We start from the raw sequence: 17,119 nt of genomic DNA on the forward strand, positions 1-17,119 counted from the left end.
TGATCTGCAAGGGACGCTCCGGCGTCCCTTCTTTCTTTGGACTCCGCATCAGGGACCACAGGGCCGGGTGGGGGGCCTGATGCCTTTGACGTCGATCGTGCCCCGCACCTTCGTGGGGGAAACCGAACGTGAAAGGTAGAGTCCGGCGGCGTGCACCTCAAGTCCCTGACCCTGCGTGGCTTCAAATCCTTCGCCTCCGCCACCACCCTGCGCTTCGAACCCGGCATCACCTGCGTCGTGGGTCCGAACGGCTCGGGCAAGTCGAACGTCGTCGACGCGCTGTCCTGGGTCATGGGCGAACAGGGGGCCAAGTCCCTGCGCGGCGGGAAGATGGAGGACGTCATCTTCGCCGGGACCACCGGACGTCCGCCGCTCGGGCGCGCCGAGGTCTCCCTGACGATCGACAACTCCGACGGCGCGCTGCCCATCGACTACGCCGAAGTCACCATCACCCGGATCATGTTCCGCGGCGGCAGCAGCGAGTACCAGATCAACGGTGACACCTGCCGCCTGCTCGACATCCAGGAGCTGCTCTCCGACTCCGGCATCGGCCGCGAGATGCACGTCATCGTCGGGCAGGGCCAGCTGGACTCCGTCCTGCACGCCGACCCCATGGGCCGCCGCGCCTTCATCGAGGAGGCGGCCGGCGTACTGAAGCACCGCAAGCGCAAGGAGAAGGCGCTGCGGAAGCTCGACGCGATGCAGGCCAACCTCGCCCGTGTGCAGGACCTGGGCGACGAACTGCGCCGGCAGCTCAAGCCCCTGGGCCGGCAGGCCGCGGTCGCCCGCCGGGCCGCAGTGATCCAGGCCGACCTGCGCGACGCGCGGCTGCGCCTGCTCGCCGACGACCTGGTCGCCCTGCGGCGCGCGCTCGACGCGGAGATCGCGGACGAGGCCGCGCTGAAGGAGCGCAAGGAGGCCGCCGAGGCCCGGCTCGCCGCGGCGCTGCGGCGCGAGGCCGAGCTGGAGGAGGCCGTACGGGAACTCACGCCGAGGCTCCGGCGGGCGCAGCAGAGCTGGTACGACCTGTCGCAGCTCGCCGAGCGGGTGCGGGGCACCGCCTCGCTCGCGGACGCGCGGGTCAGGAGCGCGACCGCTCCCGTCGAGGAGGAGCGCAGGGGCCGCGATCCCGAGGACATGGAACGGGAGGCGGAGCGGATCCGTGAACAGGAGGCCGAGCTGACGGCCGCCCTGGAAGCGGCCTCCCGCGCCCTGGAGGACACCACCGGGCACCGCGCGGAGCTGGAGCGGGAACTGGCCGAGGAGGAACGCCGGCTGCGGGACGCCGCGCGGGCCATCGCCGACCGGCGCGAGGGGCTGGCCCGGCTGACCGGGCGGCTCGGCGCGGCCCGCTCCCGCGCGGGGGCGGCCCAGGCGGAGATCGACCGGCTCGCGCTGGCGCGGGACGAGGCGCAGAGCCGGGCCGAGGCGGCGCAGGCCGAGTACGAGGCGCTGGCGGAGGAGGTCGGCGGGCTCGACGACCCGTCGGCGGAGACGGACCACGAGGCCGCGCGCGCGGAGCTGAAGGAGGCCGAGGCCGGGCTGAGCGCCGCGCGGGAGGCGCTGGCGGCGGCGGAGCGCTCGCGGGCGGCGGTGTCGGCCCGCCGGGACGCGCTCGCGCTGGGGCTGCGCCGCAAGGACGGTACGGGGACGCTGCTGGCGGCCCGCGAGCGGCTGGCCGGAGTGCTCGGGCCGGCGGCGGAGCGGCTGTCGGTGACCCCGGGGTACGAAGCGGCGGTGGCCGCGGCACTGGGCTCGGCGGCGGACGCGCTGGCGGTGTCCTCCCCGTCGGCGGCGGCCGGGGCGATCCGCCACCTGCGCGAAGCCGACGCGGGCCGCGCCACGCTCCTGATCGCCCCGCCGACCGCCCTCCCGGGCGGGGGCGCGGGTGTGCCGGCGTCCCTGCCGGGTCAGGGCTCCGGGCCGGTGGCTGCTCCGGCCCGGCCGGGCGGGACGGCGGCGCCGGGGCCGGATGCCGCTCCTGAGGGGCAGGCCGCCGCCGGACCGGCCGCGCCGGCCCTCCTCCCGGACGGGGGCGCGGACGGGGGCGCGGCCGCGGGCCGTCCGGCGGTGCCGGTGCAGGGGGCCGGGCCTGCGCCCGCGGCCTCCGGGACCGCAGTGCCGGAGCAGGGCCTCGGCACCGGAGCCGCTCCGGCGGACGAGGCCCGGCCCGGTCCGGGTGCCGGGCCGGTGCCTGCGGCTGTGGCCGCGCCCGGCCCTGCCGGCTTTCCGGGGCAGGAGCTGCCGGGCGGGAGCCCGGGGCCGCTGCGGGTGACCGCCGCGGACACCGCGCTCGGCGGTCCGGCCCGGGACGACGGTCCGGCACCGGTGGAGGCCCACGCGGCCCCCGTTCCGGCCGGTGCGGGACGGCCCGTACCCGTTGTGGCCCTGGTGGGCGGGGACGAGGAGGTGCGGCGGGCGCTGGCCTGGGTGCTGCGCGACCACGTCGTCGTCGGCACCCTCGACGAGGCCGAGGAGCTCGTCGCGCAGAGCCCCGGCACTGTGGCCGTGACCGCCCTGGGCGACATCCTCGGCGCGCACCTCGCGCACGGCGGGTCGACCGGCGCGCCCAGCCTGATCGAGGTGCGGGCCGCCGTCGACGAGGCCGCGGCGGAGCTGACCCGGTTGGCCGCGCGGTGCGAGGAACTGGCCGCCGCGCAGGCCGGCGCGCAGACCCGACGGCAGGACGCGGCCGCCCTGGTCGAGGAGCTCGCCGAGCGGCGGCGTGCCGCGGAACAGGCCCGGGCCGGGGTCGCCCAGCAGCTCGGACGGCTCGCCGGGCAGGCCAAGGGCGCCGTCGGCGAGGCCGAGCGGGGAGCCGCCGCCGCGGCCAGGGCCCAGGACGCCCTGGAACGGGCGCTGGCCGAGGTCGAGGAGTGCGCGGAGCGGCTCGCCGTCGCCGAGGAGATGCCCGTGGAGGAAGAGCCGGACAGCTCCCGCCGGGACCGGCTCGCGGCCGACGGGGCCAACGCCCGCCAGACCGAGATGGAGGCCCGGCTCCAGCTGCGGACCCACGAGGAGCGGGTCAAGGGGCTGGCCGGGCGGGCCGATTCCCTCGACCGGGCGGCCCGTGCGGAGCGGGAGGCCCGGGCCCGCGCCGAACGCCGCCGGGCACGACGGCGCCACGAGGCGGACGTGGCCCGTGCGGTCGCCGACGGGGCCCGCCAGCTCCTCGCCCATGCGGAGGTCTCCCTCCACCGGGCCGACGAGGAGCGCAGCCTGGCCGAACGGGCCAAGGGGCTGCGCGAGCGCGAGCTGACCGACGCACGCAACACGGGCCGCGACCTGAAGGGCGAGCTCGACAAGCTCACCGACTCCGTCCACCGGGGCGAGGTGCTCGGCGCCGAGCAGCGCCTGCGCATCGAGGCCCTGGAGGCCAGGGCGCTGGAGGAGTTCGGCATGGAGCCGCTCGCGCTCGTCGCCGAGTACGGCCCGGACCAGCCGGTTCCGCCGTCCCCGCCGGCCGACGGCGAGGAGCTGCCGCAGGACCCCGACCACCCGCGCAACCGGCCCGGCCCCTTCGTCCGTGCGCAACAGGAGAAGCGGTTCAAGGCGGCCGAACGGGCGTACCAGCAGCTCGGCAAGGTCAATCCGCTGGCCCTGGAGGAGTTCGCGGCGCTGGAGGAGCGCCACAAGTTCCTCAGCGAGCAGCTGGAGGACCTCCGTAAGACACGGGCTGATCTCCTTCAAGTGGTGAAGGAGGTCGACGAGCGCGTCGAGCAGGTCTTCACCGAGGCCTACCGGGACACCGCCCGAGAATTCGAGGGGGTGTTCTCACGCCTGTTCCCGGGCGGCGAGGGCAGGTTGGTGCTGACCGACCCGGACAACATGCTGACCACCGGGGTGGATGTGGAGGCCCGCCCCCCGGGCAAGAAGGTCAAGCGCCTGTCGCTGCTCTCCGGCGGCGAGCGCTCCCTGACGGCCGTGGCCATGCTGGTGTCGATCTTCAAGGCGCGCCCCAGCCCGTTCTACGTGATGGACGAGGTCGAGGCCGCGCTCGACGACACCAACCTGCAGCGGCTCATCCGGATCATGGAGGAACTCCAGGAGAGCTCACAGCTGATCGTGATCACCCACCAGAAGCGGACGATGGAGGTCGCCGACGCGCTCTACGGCGTCTCCATGCAGGGCGACGGAGTCTCCAAGGTCATCAGTCAGCGGCTGCGCTGACCGACCACCACTTCAATAAGTGAAGTCATCGGGTGGGCTCTGCGCTTCATGGGAAGTTCATCCCGGGTATTGACTTCAAAAACTGAACGCATAGGCTCGCTCCGCTGTCCCCCGCCTTCGGGTGGTGCCCGATCTTGAACTGTGCGCCACTGTGAGGACGGACGAAACCCCACGGAGCACACCTTGACCAGCAGCACTGCGCAGACCCCGGCGTCCGGCGGCGGATCCTCGCCCCAGCCCGACCACCTCGGCCACGTCATCTTCATCACGGCGGCCGCTGCCATGGGCGGCTTCCTGTTCGGGTACGACAGCTCCGTCATCAACGGCGCCGTCGTCGCGATCCGCGACCGCTTCGACGTCGGCTCGGAGGCGCTCGCCCAGGTGATCGCCGCCGCGCTGATCGGCTGCGCCATCGGCGCCGCCACCGCGGGCCGGCTCGCCGACCGGATCGGGCGAATCCGCTGCATGCAGATCGCGGCCGTCCTCTTCACCGCCAGCGCCATCGGTTCCGCCCTGCCCTTCGCCCTCTGGGACCTCGCCATGTGGCGCGTGATCGGCGGCTTCGGCATCGGCATGGCCTCCGTCATCGGCCCCGCCTACATCGCCGAGGTCTCCCCGCCCGCCTACCGCGGCCGCCTCGCCTCCTTCCAGCAGGCCGCCATCGTCATCGGCATCGCCGTCTCCCAGCTCGTCAACTGGGGCATCCTCAACCTCGCCGACGGCGACCAGCGCGGCGAGATCGGCGGCCTGGAGGCCTGGCAGTGGATGCTGGGGATCATGGTTGTCCCGGCCGTGCTCTACGGCCTGCTGTCCTTCGTCATCCCGGAGTCCCCGCGCTTCCTGGTCTCCGTCGGCCGCACCGACGAGGCCAGGAAGGTGCTGGCCGAGGTCGAGGGCTCCAAGGTCGATCTGGACGGGCGCCTGCGCGAGATCGAGCACGCGATGCACTCCGAGACCAAGTCCACCCTCAAGGACCTGCTCGGTGGCCGCTTCGGCTTCCTGCCCATCGTCTGGGTCGGCATCGGCCTCTCGCTCTTCCAGCAGCTCGTCGGCATCAATGTGATCTTCTACTACAGCTCCTCGCTGTGGCAGTCCGTCGGCATCGACCCGACCAGTTCGTTCCTCTACTCCTTCACCACGTCGATCATCAACATCGTCGGCACGGTGATCGCGATGATCTTCGTCGACCGGATCGGCCGCAAGCCGCTGGCCCTCATCGGCTCGGCGGGCATGGCCCTCTCCCTCGGCCTGCTCGCGTGGGCGTTCTCCTTCACGACCGGCACCGGCGACGACATCACCCTGCCCGACGCCCAGGCCACGGTGGCCCTGGTCGCCGCGCACTCCTTCGTGCTCTTCTTCGCCCTGTCCTGGGGCGTGGTGGTCTGGGTCCTGCTCGGCGAGATGTTCCCCAACCGCATCCGTGCCGCGGCGCTCGGCGTCGCCGCCTCGGCCCAGTGGGTCGCCAACTGGGTCATCACCGTCTCGTTCCCGTCCCTGTCGGACTGGAACCTGTCCGGTGCCTACGTGATCTACACCGTCTTCGCACTGCTCTCGATCCCGTTCGTCCTCAAGTGGGTGCCGGAGACCAAGGGCAAGGCGCTGGAGGAGATGGGGTAACCATCCCCGCCACCACCCCGTCTCCTCGGTACTGCCCCGGCTCAGCCCCTGAGCCGGGGCAGTACCTGTTCGCACAGCAGGTGCAGGCTGCGCCAGCCCTCGTCCAGCGGCAGCCCGCCGCACAGCGGGTGCAGCACCAGGTTCCCCGCCTCGCCCGCGCCCCGGCCGTACGCGACCGCCTCGTCCGGGGTCAGCACCCGGTAGACGCCCTCCGCGCGCAGCTCCGCCACCGAGCGCGCCGCCGACCGTACGGCGCTGCGGATCTCCTTGGACTGCCACGACGCGTACATGCCCGCCTCGTGCAGGAAGTGCTCCCCGTACTCGGCCCACACCCGGTCCGGGTCCTCGGCGATGTGCAGCAGCGGGGTCTCGGCCGCCGGCATCATGCAGAAGCCCTCCGTGCCGTACTCCGCCAGCCGCGCCGTGTAGTACGCCTCCAGCTCCGGCAGGTGTGCGCTGGGGAAGAAGGGCAGCCCGAGCCGGGCGGCGCGCCGCGCGGCCGCCTGCGAACTGCCGCCCACCAGCAGTAGCGGGTGCGGCCGGGTGAAGGGAGCCGGGGTGACCCGTACCGTGCGCCCGCGGAACTCGAAGGGTTCGCCGGTCCACGCCCGCAGCAGGGTCTCCAGCAGCTCGTCCTGGAGCCGGCCGCGCCGGCCCCACTCCACACCGTGCTGCTCGTACTCCTCGGGCCGGTAGCCGATGCCCGCGACGGTGACCAGGCGTCCGCCGCTCAGCAGGTCGAGGACGGCGATGTCCTCCGCGGCCCTCAGCGGGTCGTACAGCGGGCCGATGATCGCCGAGACGGTGACGGCGATCCGGCGGGTCGCGCCGAAGACCGCGCCCGCGAAGGCGAAGGGGGAGGGCAGCCAGTTGTTCTCCGTGCCGTGGTGCTCCTCGGTCTGGACGGTGTCGATCCCGCGGTCGTCCGCGTAGCGGGCCATCTCCAGCGCGGCCCTGTAGCGGGCGGAGAGGGACTCGGGCGTGCCGTTCGGGTCCACGAGGTTGAACCGGGCCACGGTGATGGGCATGGAGACGTTTCCCTTCGCCGGATGGGTCGGACTGGCGAAGGGGGACGCTAGCTGACGCAGCGTCAGTTGGACAGGGTTCCGGCGAGCTCGGGCTCCTGCTCCGGCCCACGGGCCGGACCGGTGGGCGCCGTCCGCGGCAACACGGCGTACAGCGCGCCGGAGGTCACGATCCCGGCCACCCAGCCGAGGCCGTTCTGCCCGATCCAGGTGTCGGCGAGCGGCCCGCCGAACCAGTCCACCTCGGTGAAGAGCAGCCCCACGACCAGCGCGGTCGCCCACGCCGTCATGGCCTGCCAGGCGAAGCCGCCCCGGTACCAGTAGGCGCTGGTCCGCGTGGTGTCCAGGAGCGCCGGCCCGTCGTACGTCGTGCGGCGCAGCATGTCCACGCCGAAGACGCCGATCCAGGCGGAGAAGGCCACGGCCAGCAGGGTCAGGAAGGAGATGAAGGAGCCGAAGAAGCTGGTCGCGACCACCATCAGCAGGAAGCCGAAGACCAGGCTGATGACGGCGTTGACGCTGACCGCCCAGGCGCGCGGGACCTTGATGCCGAGGGTCTGCGCGGTGAAGCCGGCCGAGTACATGGACATCGAGTTGATCAGCAGCATGCCGACGAGCGCGATCAGCAGGTACGGGACCGCGAGCCAGGTGGGCAGCAGCTCACCGATGAAGGAGACCGGATCCTGGGCGGTGGCCAGGTCCGGGGTGCCCACGGCCATGACCGCGCCCATCAGGACCATCGGGAGCACGACGATGCCGGCGCCGCCGATCGTCGCGCCGACCATGCCCTTCGAGGAGGCGGTGCGCGGCAGGTAGCGGGTGAAGTCGGGGCCCGAGGGCACCCAGCTGATGCCGCCGGCCGCGATGGTGCCGATGCCCGCGATCATCATCGCCGTGGAGCCCGCCGGCTTGCCGAAGACGTCCGCCCAGTCCGTCGTGAGGAGCAGGTAGCCGAGGACGAGCACGCTGAAGGCGCCGAAGAGGTACGTCGACCACGTCGAGCACACCCGCAGGGCGCCGATGCCGAGGCCCGAGACCACGAAGGTGCAGCCCACGAAGAACAGCAGGGTCACCACGATGAGGGTGGTGTTGCTCTGGATCCCGAAGAGCAGGTCGAGCACGGTCAGCACGGCATAGGCGCCGCTGACCGCGTTGATGGTCTCCCAGCCCCAGCGGGCCACCCAGATCAGCGCACCCGGGAAGAGGTTGCCGCGCTGCCCGAACACCGCCCGCGAGAGGGCCATGCCGGGAGCCCCGCCGCGCTTGCCCGCGATCGATATCAGGCCGACGATCCCGTACGAGACCACCGGCGCGGCCACGGCGACGACGAGCACCTGCCAGATGTTCAGCCTGTTGAAGATCACCAGCCCTGCGCCCATGGTCAGCAGCAGCACGCTGATATTGGCGGCGACCCAGGTGGGGACCAGCTCGCGGACTCTGCCGCCGCGCTCGTCGTCCGGGACGGGCTCCAGACCGCGGGTCTCCATCGCGGTTTCGGTTCCGCCGTCGGCGGGCTCGGCAGGCATGCGGCTGCTCCCTGGGAGGTGTGAGGGGAAGTCGCTCATCATCATAGATTTGCTGCTAAAACCACAAACAGGGGCTTACGCCCTGGTCCGAGCGCCCGGGTTCCCGGCTCCCAGGCGGCCGTGGCCGATACTGGGGGGGTTATGGACATCCTCATCCTTGCTGTAGTCATCGCCCTGGTCGCGGTCGGCGTGATCAGCGGGCTCGTGGTCAGCAGCCGCAAGAAGAAGCAGCTGCCGCCCCCGGCACCGCCGAGCACGCCGACCATCACTGCCCCGCCTGCCGAGCCGCAGGTGGGGGAGGACGCCGTAGAGACGGCGGAAGAGCCGCGCCGCACGATCGAGGAGGTCGGACTCCCGGAGGCCGAGGCCCCCGTCGAAGCGCCGGCCGCCGAGCCGGAGGCCCCGGCCGCGCCCGCGATCGAGGTGCCCGAGCCCACCGCCGGCCGCCTGGTCCGGCTGCGCGCCCGCCTCGCCCGGTCGCAGAACTCGCTCGGCAAGGGGCTGCTCACGCTCCTCTCGCGCGAGCACCTCGACGAGGACACGTGGGAGGAGATCGAGGAGACCCTCCTCGTCGCCGACGTCGGTGTCGCGCCCACCCAGGAGCTCGTCGAGCGGCTCCGCGAGCGGGTCAAGGTCCTCGGCACCCGTACCCCGGCGGACCTGCGCACCCTGCTCAAGGAAGAGCTGCTGACGCTCCTCGGCACCGACTTCGACCGCGCCGTGAAGACGGAGAGCGGCGAGGACACCCCGGGCGTGATCATGGTCGTCGGTGTCAACGGCACCGGTAAGACCACCACCACCGGCAAGCTGGCCCGGGTGCTCGTCGCCGACGGCCGCAGCGTGGTCCTCGGCGCGGCCGACACCTTCCGCGCCGCCGCCGCCGACCAGCTGCAGACCTGGGGCGAGCGCGTCGGCGCCCGTACCGTGCGCGGCCCCGAGGGCGGCGACCCGGCCTCGATCGCCTACGACGCGGTCAAGGAGGGCATCGCCGAGGGCGCCGACGTCGTGCTCATCGACACCGCCGGCCGCCTCCACACCAAGACCGGCCTGATGGACGAGCTCGGCAAGGTCAAGCGCGTCGTCGAGAAGCACGGCCCGCTGGACGAGATCCTGCTGGTCCTGGACGCCACCACCGGGCAGAACGGCCTGACCCAGGCGCGGGTCTTCGCCGAGGTCGTGGACATCACCGGCATCGTGCTGACCAAGCTCGACGGCACGGCCAAGGGCGGCATCGTCGTCGCCGTCCAGCGCGAACTGGGCGTCCCGGTCAAGCTCGTCGGCCTCGGTGAGGGCGCGGACGACCTGGCCCCGTTCGAGCCCGAGGCGTTCGTGGACGCCCTGATCGGCGACTGAGCGCGGCCTCCCGCACGCACCGGTGCCCCCGCCTTCCGTGAGGAACGCGGGGGCACCGGTGCGTACGGGGCCCTCAGCGGCGGAACCGGTGGCAGATGTACGCCAGGGTGCCCAGCAGCAGCCGGGCCTGCGGCGGGCTCCCGGCGCAGTCGAGCGCGGGCGGCCGCAGCCAGCCGGCCCGGCCGAGGCCGGACCGGTCGGAGGGCGGGGCCGTCACGAAGGCCCCCGGGCCCAGGGCGCGCAGGTCCAGGTCGGCGTCGTCCCAGCCCATCCGGTACAGCAGCTGCGGCAGCTCCGCCGCCGCCCCGGGGGCCACGAAGAACTGCGCCCGGCCGTCCGCGGTGACGATGACCGGGCCGAGCGGCAGGCCCATCCGCTCCAGCCGTACCAGGGCCCGCCGCCCGGCCTCCTCCGACACCTCGATGACGTCGAAGGCGCGGCCCACCGGCAGCAGGATCGCGGCGCCCGGGCAGTCGGCCCAGGCCTCGGTGACCTCGTCGAGGGTGGCGCCGGCCGGGACCGTCGGGGCGAAGGGCAGGGGGTGCGCTCCGGGCGCGGCGCACCGGCCGTCCCCGCAGGAGCAGCCGCGGGAGGGCGCCGCGGCACGCGCCCCGGGGACCACGTCCCAGCCCCACAAACCCGTGTACTCCGCCACCGCCGTGCACTCCGACGTCCGGCTGCGGCGCCGGGTACCGGAACGGAACTCCTTGGTGCTGCGGCTGCTGCCGATCGTGAAGCCCATGCCCATGCCCATGCCCCCTCCAACGGGTCGGACGCGCCGGTGGTTACGACGCCTGTGGTGAGGACGTCAGAGTGCCTGCCGCCGGCGCTGCGCGACGGTCCGCCGCGCGGTCGCCGGGGGAGTGCCCGCCGCACCCGCCCGGCGCACTCCTCGCCGCGCGCGCCCCGAGCGCACTCCAGTCCAACCGGTCCGTTTCGCCTTCGTGTCAAGTGAATCGCGCCTGGCCGGTGGCGAGTTCATTCGAAGGGGTGGCGAATGGTGGCGTTTCCGCGAACGACCTCGCCGGAGGGGTGATCGTAGGATTACTTTCGGTGCACGAACCCCGAGGCGGGCCCGTGCGTGGTTATGCCGGAGGCAATGCGTGAAGGACCCGTGAAGGTCCGTGGAGACGCTCGTCGTCCCGGCCAGGGTTTCGTAAGGAAGAGGCTGAGCGGATGGGGGCGTTCCAGTGAGCGGCAACGGCGCAAGCGGAACGATCGAGGATGCTGCTGCGCGGAACGACCAGCTGACCTCGTGGTTCGTACGCAGCGGCTGGTCGAAGGGCGAGCTCGCCCGGCAGGTCAACCGCAGGGCCCGGCAGATGGGCGCCCACCACATCAGCACGGACACCTCCCGGGTGCGCCGCTGGCTGGACGGCGAACAGCCGCGCGAGCCCGTCCCGCGCATCCTGTCCGAACTGTTCTCCGAGCGCTTCGGCTCCGTCGTCGCCATCGAACAGCTCGGCCTGCGCACCGCCCACCAGACCCCCTCCGTCTCCGGGGTGGACCTCCCGTGGGCGGGCCCGCAGACCGTCGAACTGCTCGGCGAGTTCTCCCGCAGCGACCTGATGCTGGCGCGCCGCGGCTTCCTCGGGACCTCCCTCGCACTCTCCGCCGGCCCCGCCCTCATCGAGCCCATGCAGCGCTGGCTCGTCCCGGCCCCGGCCGCCGACCCGGGACCGCGCGGGGCGGGGCCGACGGGGGCCCTCGGCGGCCACCGGCCGCCCAGGCTCTCCGAACCGGAACTCGACCTCCTCGACGCCACCACGGTGATGTTCCGCCAGTGGGACGCCCAGTGCGGCGGCGGCCTACGCCGCAAGGCCGTCGTGGGCCAGCTCCACGAGGTCACCGACCTGCTCCAGGAGAACCACCCCGCCCCCGTCATGAAGCGCCTCTTCAAGGTCGCGGCGGAGCTCGCCGAGCTGGCCGGCTGGATGAGCTACGACATCGGCCTGCACCCCACCGCGCAGAAGTACTTCGTCCTCGCCCTGCACGCGGCCAAGGAGGCCGGGGACAAGCCCCTGGGCTCGTACATCCTCTCGAACATGAGCCGCCAGATGATCCACCTGGGCCGGCCCGAGGACGCCCTCGAACTCATCCACCTCGCGCAGTACGGCAGCCGCGACTGCGCCGGCCCGCGCACCCAGGCCATGCTGTATGCGATGGAGGCCCGCGCCTACGCCAACATGGGCCAGCCCAGCCGCTGCAAGCGGGCCGTGCGGATGGCCGAGGACACCTTCTCCGACGTGGGCTTCGCGGACGAGCCGGAGCCCGACTGGATCCGCTTCTTCTCCGAGGCCGAGCTGAACGGCGAGAACTCCCACTCCTACCGGGACCTGGCCTATGTCGCCGGGCGCAGCCCCATGTACGCCTCCCTCGCCGAACCGGTCATGGAACGGGCCGTCGAGCTCTTCGAGAAGGACCAGGAGCACCAGCGCTCCTACGCCCTCAACCTCATCGGCATGGCCACCGTCCACCTGCTCCAGCGCGAGCCCGAGCAGGCCGCGACCCTCGTCGACCGGGCCCTCGACGTGGCGGGAAGGGTGCGCTCCGAACGGGTGAACACCCGCCTGCGCAAGACCGTCGACAGTGCCGCCCGTGAATACGGCGACGTCGCCGAGGTGGTCCGGCTCACCGACCATCTCGCCTCACGGCTCCCCGAAGCCGCGGAGGCCGTCTGACGGCCCGAGCGGCCGCCCCCAGACCCCGGCCGCGGCAGTCACCCCGTGAAGCCCGATCAGGCTCCCCCAGCCAGGACATCCGGGTCACTGCCGCGGCCGGGCTTCTCTTTTGCGGCTAAACCGCCGCCGCTCTCGCGGAGGTGGCCGGCCGCCGTCGTGGTCCCTCAACGCCTGGTTGCGGTCGTTCATGGCCCCGTAACACTGCAGACCTCTTCGTCATCGGAGCGAAACACCGAGCGGCGCCGCCGGAAACCGGCCTGCGCGAATCTCATGGCCAATAACCGGCCAGTTCCTTCTGCCGCCGCTCAGGTTTTCACGATCGCCCGCACGCGAACGTACCGACGACGAGGAGACGCCGATGGCATCAGCCATCACGACCCTCGCTGCAGACGCCCCGACGCTGTCTGCCGCGAACACCGGGTTCATGCTCATCTGCTCCGCCCTGGTCATGCTGATGACCCCGGGACTCGCCTTCTTCTACGGAGGCATGGTCCGCGTCAAGAGCAGCCTCAACATGCTGATGATGAGCTTCATCAGCCTAGGGATCGTCACGATCCTCTGGGTCCTCTACGGCTTCAGCCTCGCCTTCGGCACCGACTCAGGCTCCCTCATCGGCTGGAACTCCGACTACGTGGGCCTCAGCGGCATCGGGATCACCGAGCTCTGGGACGGCTACACCATCCCGGTCTACGTCTTCGCCGTCTTCCAGCTGATGTTCGCCGTCATCACCCCGGCCCTGATCAGCGGCGCCCTCGCCGACCGCGTGAAGTTCAGCGCCTGGATCCTCTTCACCGCCCTCTGGGTCACCGTCGTCTACTTCCCCGTCGCCCACTGGGTCTGGGGCGCCGGCGGCTGGCTCTTCGAGATGGGCGTCATCGACTTCGCCGGCGGCACCGCCGTCCACATCAACGCGGGCGCCGCCGCCCTCGGCGTCATCCTCGTCATCGGCAAGCGGGTCGGCTTCAAGAAGGACCCCATGCGCCCGCACAGCCTCCCCCTCGTGATGCTGGGCGCCGGTCTCCTCTGGTTCGGCTGGTTCGGCTTCAACGCCGGCTCCTGGCTCGGCAACGACGACGGCGTCGGCGCGGTCATGTTCGTCAACACCCAGATCGCCACCGCCGCCGCCATGCTCGCCTGGCTCGCCTACGAGAAGCTGCGCCACGGCTCCTTCACCACCCTCGGCGCCGCCTCCGGCGCGGTCGCCGGCCTGGTCGCCATCACCCCCGCGGGCGGCGCGGTCAGCCCGCTCGGCGCGATCGCCGTCGGCGCGATCGCCGGTCTGCTGTGCGCCATGGCCGTGGGCCTGAAGTACAAGTTCGGCTACGACGACTCCCTCGACGTCGTCGGCGTCCACCTCGTCGGCGGTGTCGTCGGCTCCCTGCTCGTGGGCCTCTTCGCCACCGGCGGGGTCCAGTCCGACGTCGCCGGCCTCTTCTACGGCGGCGGCCTGGAGCAGCTCGGCAAGCAGGCGATCGGCGTCTTCTCCGTCCTCGCCTACTCTCTGGTGGCATCCGCGGTGCTCGCCCTCCTCCTCGACAAGACCATCGGGATGCGGGTCCCCGAGGACGACGAGGTCGCCGGCATCGACCAGATCGAGCACGCCGAGACCGCCTACGACTTCAGCGGAGCCGGTGGCGGAGCCGCCGCGCGGAGCACCGCCGCCCCCACCCCCTCCGCCGCGAGCAAGAAGGTTGACGCATGAAGCTGATCACCGCGATCGTCAAGCCGCACAAGCTGGACGAGATCAAGGAAGCACTCCAGACCTTCGGAGTGCAGGGCCTCACGGTCAGCGAGGCCAGCGGCTACGGCCGCCAGCGCGGCCACACCGAGGTCTACCGGGGCGCCGAGTACCAGGTCGACCTCGTCCCCAAGATCCGCATCGAGGTGCTGGTCGAGGACTCCGACGCCGAAGAGCTCATCCGGGTCGTCGTCAGCGCGGCGTCCACCGGCAAGATCGGCGACGGCAAGGTGTGGAGCGTCCCCGTGGACTCGGTCGTCCGGGTCCGCACCGGCGAGCGCGGCGCGGACGCGCTGTAGGACCTGTCCGGTCGGTCGGGCCGGACAAGCGAGCGGGGTCTGGCGCGTGCGCTCGCAAGGCGGAGGAGGGAATCGACGCGGAGCGTCGGTGACCGACGACAACGCGGCGAGCGTGCGCGCCAGGGCACGCGAGCCCGGCCTGACCGACCGGACAGGTCCTAACCGAGGGGAGTTCCCGGGTGACGAGTGTCGAGAACACCACAGACCACACGGCCGACTCGGGACCCAGCGGATACGCCGCGGCCCGGCTGCGACTCCTGCAGGAGGAGTCGCGGTCCGGGCCCTCGCGGCGTTCCGCCCTGGCCGGGCTGACCGACCAATGGCTCAGCGCCCTGTTCAACACCGCCGCACGGGAGACGGGCGTCCGAGGCGCCACCCTCGTGGCCGTCGGCGGTTACGGCAGGGCCGAACTCTCCCCACGCAGCGACCTCGACCTCGTACTGCTGCACGACGGCAAGGCCGAGCCCGCGGCGCTCGGCGCCCTGGCCGACCGCCTCTGGTACCCGGTCTGGGACCTCGGCGTCGCCCTCGACCACTCGGTGCGCACCCCCGGCGAGGCCCGCCGGACGGCCGCCGAGGACCTGAAGGCGCACCTGGGCCTGCTGGACGCACGCACGGTCGCGGGCGACGCCGGCCTCCTCGCGGGCCTGCGGACCGCCGTCCTGGCCGACTGGCGCAACCAGGCCCCGAAACGCCTCCCCGAGCTGCACTCCCTGTGCCGCGAGCGCGCCGAGCGGGCCGGGGAACTCCGCTTCCTGCTCGAACCCGACCTCAAGGAGGCACGCGGCGGGCTCCGGGACGTCACCGCGCTGCGGGCCGTCGCCGCCTCCTGGCTCGCCGACGCCCCGCGCGAAGGCCTCGCCGAGGCCCGGCGGCGGCTCCTGGACGCGCGCGACGCCCTCCACCTGGTCACCGGCCGGGCCACCGACCGGCTCTCGCTGCAGGAACAGGACCAGGTCGCGGCGCAGCTCGGGCTGCTCGACGCCGACGCACTGCTGCGCGAGGTCTACGAGGCCGCCCGCGTGGTCGCGTACGCCGGCGACGTGACCTGGCGGGAGGTCGGACGGGTGCTGCGGGCCCGCGCCGCCCGGCCCCGGCTGCGCGGGCTGCTGGGCGGCCGCGGCGCCACCGCCGCGGCCCGGGCACCCCTGGCCGAAGGCGTGGTGGAGTCCGACGGGGAGGCCGTCCTGGCCCTGGCCGCCCGCCCGGACCGCGACGCCGTACTGGCCCTGCGGCTGGCCGCGGCGGCCGCGCAGGCAGGGCTCCCCGTGTCACCGCACGCCGTACGCCGGCTCGCGCAGCAGGGGAAGGCCCTGCCGGTGCCCTGGCCGGCCGAGGCCCGGGAACAACTGCTCACGCTCCTGGGCGCGGGCGAGCCGACCGTGGTCGTGTGGGAGGCCATGGAGGCGGAAGGACTGATCACCCGGCTGCTCCCCGACTGGGAGCGGGTGCGCTGCCGCCCGCAGCGCAACCCCGTCCACACCTGGACCGTGGACCGCCACCTCATCGAGACGGCGGTGCGGGCCGCGGCCCTCACCCGCCGGGTCGGCCGCCCCGACCTGCTGCTGATGGCCGCGCTCCTGCACGACATCGGCAAGGGCTGGCCGGGCGACCACTCGGTGGCCGGGGAGACCATCGCCCGGGACGTCGCCGCACGGGTCGGCTTCGACGCCGCGGACGCCGCCGTACTGGGCGCGCTCGTACGGCACCACCTGCTGCTGATCGACACCGCGACCCGGCGGGACCTGGACGACCCGGCCACCGTCCGCTCGGTCGCCGAGGCCGTCGGATCGGTGGGCACGCTGGAGATACTGCACGCCCTGACCGAGGCGGACGCCCTGGCCACCGGGCCGGCCGCCTGGAGCGCCTGGCGCGGCTCGCTCGTCGCCGACCTCGTCGCCCGCGTCGCCGCCGTGCTGCGCGGCGCCGCCCCCGCCGAGCGGGAGGCGGAGATCCCGAGCGCCGAGCAGGAACGCCTGGCGGTGGAGGCCCTGCGCACCCGGGAGCCGGTCGTGGCCCTCCACACCCGCCAGGAGGAGGACGCGGTCGGCGTGGAACTCGTGGTGGCGGTGCCCGACCAGCCGGGGGTCCTGCCCGCGGCGGCCGGGGTGCTGGCCCTGCACCGGCTCACCGTACGGGCGGCGGACCTGCGCTCCGTGGAGCTCCCGGACCGCCTCGGCGAGGTCCTCGTGCTGCGGTGGCGGGTGGCCGCCGAGTACGGGGCGCTGCCCGAGGCCGCCCGGCTGCGCACCGATCTGGTGCGCGCCCTGGACGGCTCGCTGGACGTCCCGGCCAGGCTGGCCGACCGCGAGGCGGCCTACCCGCGCCGCCGCGGGGTCGTCCCGCCGCCGCCCCGGGTCACCGTCGTGCCCGACGTCTCCTCGCTGGCCACGGTGCTGGAGGTGCGGGCACCCGACGCCGTCGGCCTGCTGCACCGGATCGGCCGGGCCCTGGAGACCGCGGGCGTCAGGGTGCGCAGCGCCCACGTCTCCACGCTGGGTGCCAACGCGGTGGACACGCTGTACGTGACCACCGCGGAGGGCAAACCCCTGGATGCCGCCGAGGCGGCCGCCCTGGCGGCCACGGTGGAGTCGGCCCTGTCGTAGCCGGGTGCGGCGCCGCTGCGCGGGGCTCCGCCCCGGACCCCGCGCAGCGGCGGAACCGTACAGGGAGCGGGCAGGTCCCCGGACGGGGGAAGGGCCCGATACCC

At 73.2% G+C, this 17,119-nt stretch carries 10 protein-coding genes; 7 read left to right on the forward strand and 3 right to left on the reverse strand.

The features are described from left to right. Nucleotides 1-150: 150 nt before the first annotated feature. The gene (locus ACIPXC_RS17925) at nt 151-4,170 is read left to right on the forward strand and encodes an AAA family ATPase (protein ID WP_401618714.1); all 4,020 of its coding nucleotides are present in this window, start codon (nt 151-153) and stop codon (nt 4,168-4,170) included. A 183-nt stretch (nt 4,171-4,353) separates the two neighbouring features. After that, a complete protein-coding gene (locus ACIPXC_RS17930) occupies nt 4,354-5,787 on the forward strand; it encodes a sugar porter family MFS transporter (protein ID WP_401618717.1) in 1,434 nt (477 codons plus the stop codon). Nucleotides 5,788-5,828: 41 nt separating this feature from the next. On the opposite strand, the gene ACIPXC_RS17935 is transcribed toward ACIPXC_RS17930, so the two are convergent. Together ACIPXC_RS17935 and ACIPXC_RS17940 are read right to left on the reverse strand one after the other, a co-directional pair. Beyond that, on the reverse strand, nt 5,829-6,815 hold the full coding sequence (locus tag ACIPXC_RS17935) for an LLM class flavin-dependent oxidoreductase (protein ID WP_401618720.1): 987 nt from the start codon (nt 6,813-6,815) through the stop codon (nt 5,829-5,831). A gap of 62 nt (nt 6,816-6,877) precedes the next feature. Beyond that, on the reverse strand, nt 6,878-8,338 hold the full coding sequence (locus ACIPXC_RS17940; protein ID WP_401618723.1) for a cytosine permease: 1,461 nt from the start codon (nt 8,336-8,338) through the stop codon (nt 6,878-6,880). 141 nt (nt 8,339-8,479) lie between these two features. On the opposite strand from ACIPXC_RS17940, the gene ftsY reads away from it, so the two are divergent. Then, nucleotides 8,480-9,691 (forward strand): signal recognition particle-docking protein FtsY, encoded by a 1,212-nt coding sequence (gene ftsY / locus ACIPXC_RS17945; RefSeq protein ID WP_401618725.1) that lies wholly within the window; start codon nt 8,480-8,482, stop codon nt 9,689-9,691. Nucleotides 9,692-9,764: 73 nt separating this feature from the next. Here the strand turns inward: ftsY and ACIPXC_RS17950 are convergent, their stop codons facing one another. After that, nucleotides 9,765-10,433, reverse strand: coding sequence for a bifunctional DNA primase/polymerase (locus ACIPXC_RS17950; protein WP_401618910.1), 669 nt, complete (start codon nt 10,431-10,433; stop codon nt 9,765-9,767). Nucleotides 10,434-10,881: 448 nt separating this feature from the next. On the opposite strand from ACIPXC_RS17950, the gene ACIPXC_RS17955 reads away from it, so the two are divergent. The 4 genes from ACIPXC_RS17955 (at nt 10,882) to ACIPXC_RS17970 (ending at nt 17,015) form a co-directional block, all read left to right on the forward strand. Then, complete coding sequence (locus ACIPXC_RS17955) at nt 10,882-12,372, forward strand: hypothetical protein (RefSeq protein ID WP_401618728.1); 1,491 nt, start codon at nt 10,882-10,884, stop codon at nt 12,370-12,372. 358 nt (nt 12,373-12,730) lie between these two features. Continuing rightward, on the forward strand, nt 12,731-14,074 hold the full coding sequence (locus ACIPXC_RS17960) for an ammonium transporter (RefSeq protein WP_401618731.1): 1,344 nt from the start codon (nt 12,731-12,733) through the stop codon (nt 14,072-14,074). Next, on the forward strand, nt 14,071-14,409 hold the full coding sequence (locus tag ACIPXC_RS17965; RefSeq protein ID WP_030650922.1) for a P-II family nitrogen regulator: 339 nt from the start codon (nt 14,071-14,073) through the stop codon (nt 14,407-14,409). The genes ACIPXC_RS17960 and ACIPXC_RS17965 overlap by 4 nt, the downstream gene beginning before the upstream one ends. 179 nt (nt 14,410-14,588) lie before the next feature. Next, a complete protein-coding gene (locus ACIPXC_RS17970) occupies nt 14,589-17,015 on the forward strand; it encodes a [protein-PII] uridylyltransferase (protein WP_401618733.1) in 2,427 nt (808 codons plus the stop codon). Nucleotides 17,016-17,119 lie beyond the last annotated feature (104 nt).

Source organism: Streptomyces sp. NPDC090021, from assembly GCF_044748225.1.
Lineage (GTDB): Bacteria > Actinomycetota > Actinomycetes > Streptomycetales > Streptomycetaceae > Streptomyces.

Bases quoted from the DNA above. Each gene is read 5' to 3' on its own strand.
- ACIPXC_RS17935 (WP_401618720.1), bottom strand. From the start codon at position 6,815: ATGCCCATCACCGTGGCCCGGTTCAACCTCGTGGACCCGAACGGCACG.
- ACIPXC_RS17940 (WP_401618723.1), bottom strand. From the start codon at position 8,338: ATGCCTGCCGAGCCCGCCGACGGCGGAACCGAAACCGCGATGGAGACC.
- ftsY (WP_401618725.1), top strand. From the start codon at position 8,480: ATGGACATCCTCATCCTTGCTGTAGTCATCGCCCTGGTCGCGGTCGGC.
- ACIPXC_RS17950 (WP_401618910.1), bottom strand. From the start codon at position 10,433: ATGGGCTTCACGATCGGCAGCAGCCGCAGCACCAAGGAGTTCCGTTCC.
- ACIPXC_RS17960 (WP_401618731.1), top strand. From the start codon at position 12,731: ATGGCATCAGCCATCACGACCCTCGCTGCAGACGCCCCGACGCTGTCT.
- ACIPXC_RS17965 (WP_030650922.1), top strand. From the start codon at position 14,071: ATGAAGCTGATCACCGCGATCGTCAAGCCGCACAAGCTGGACGAGATC.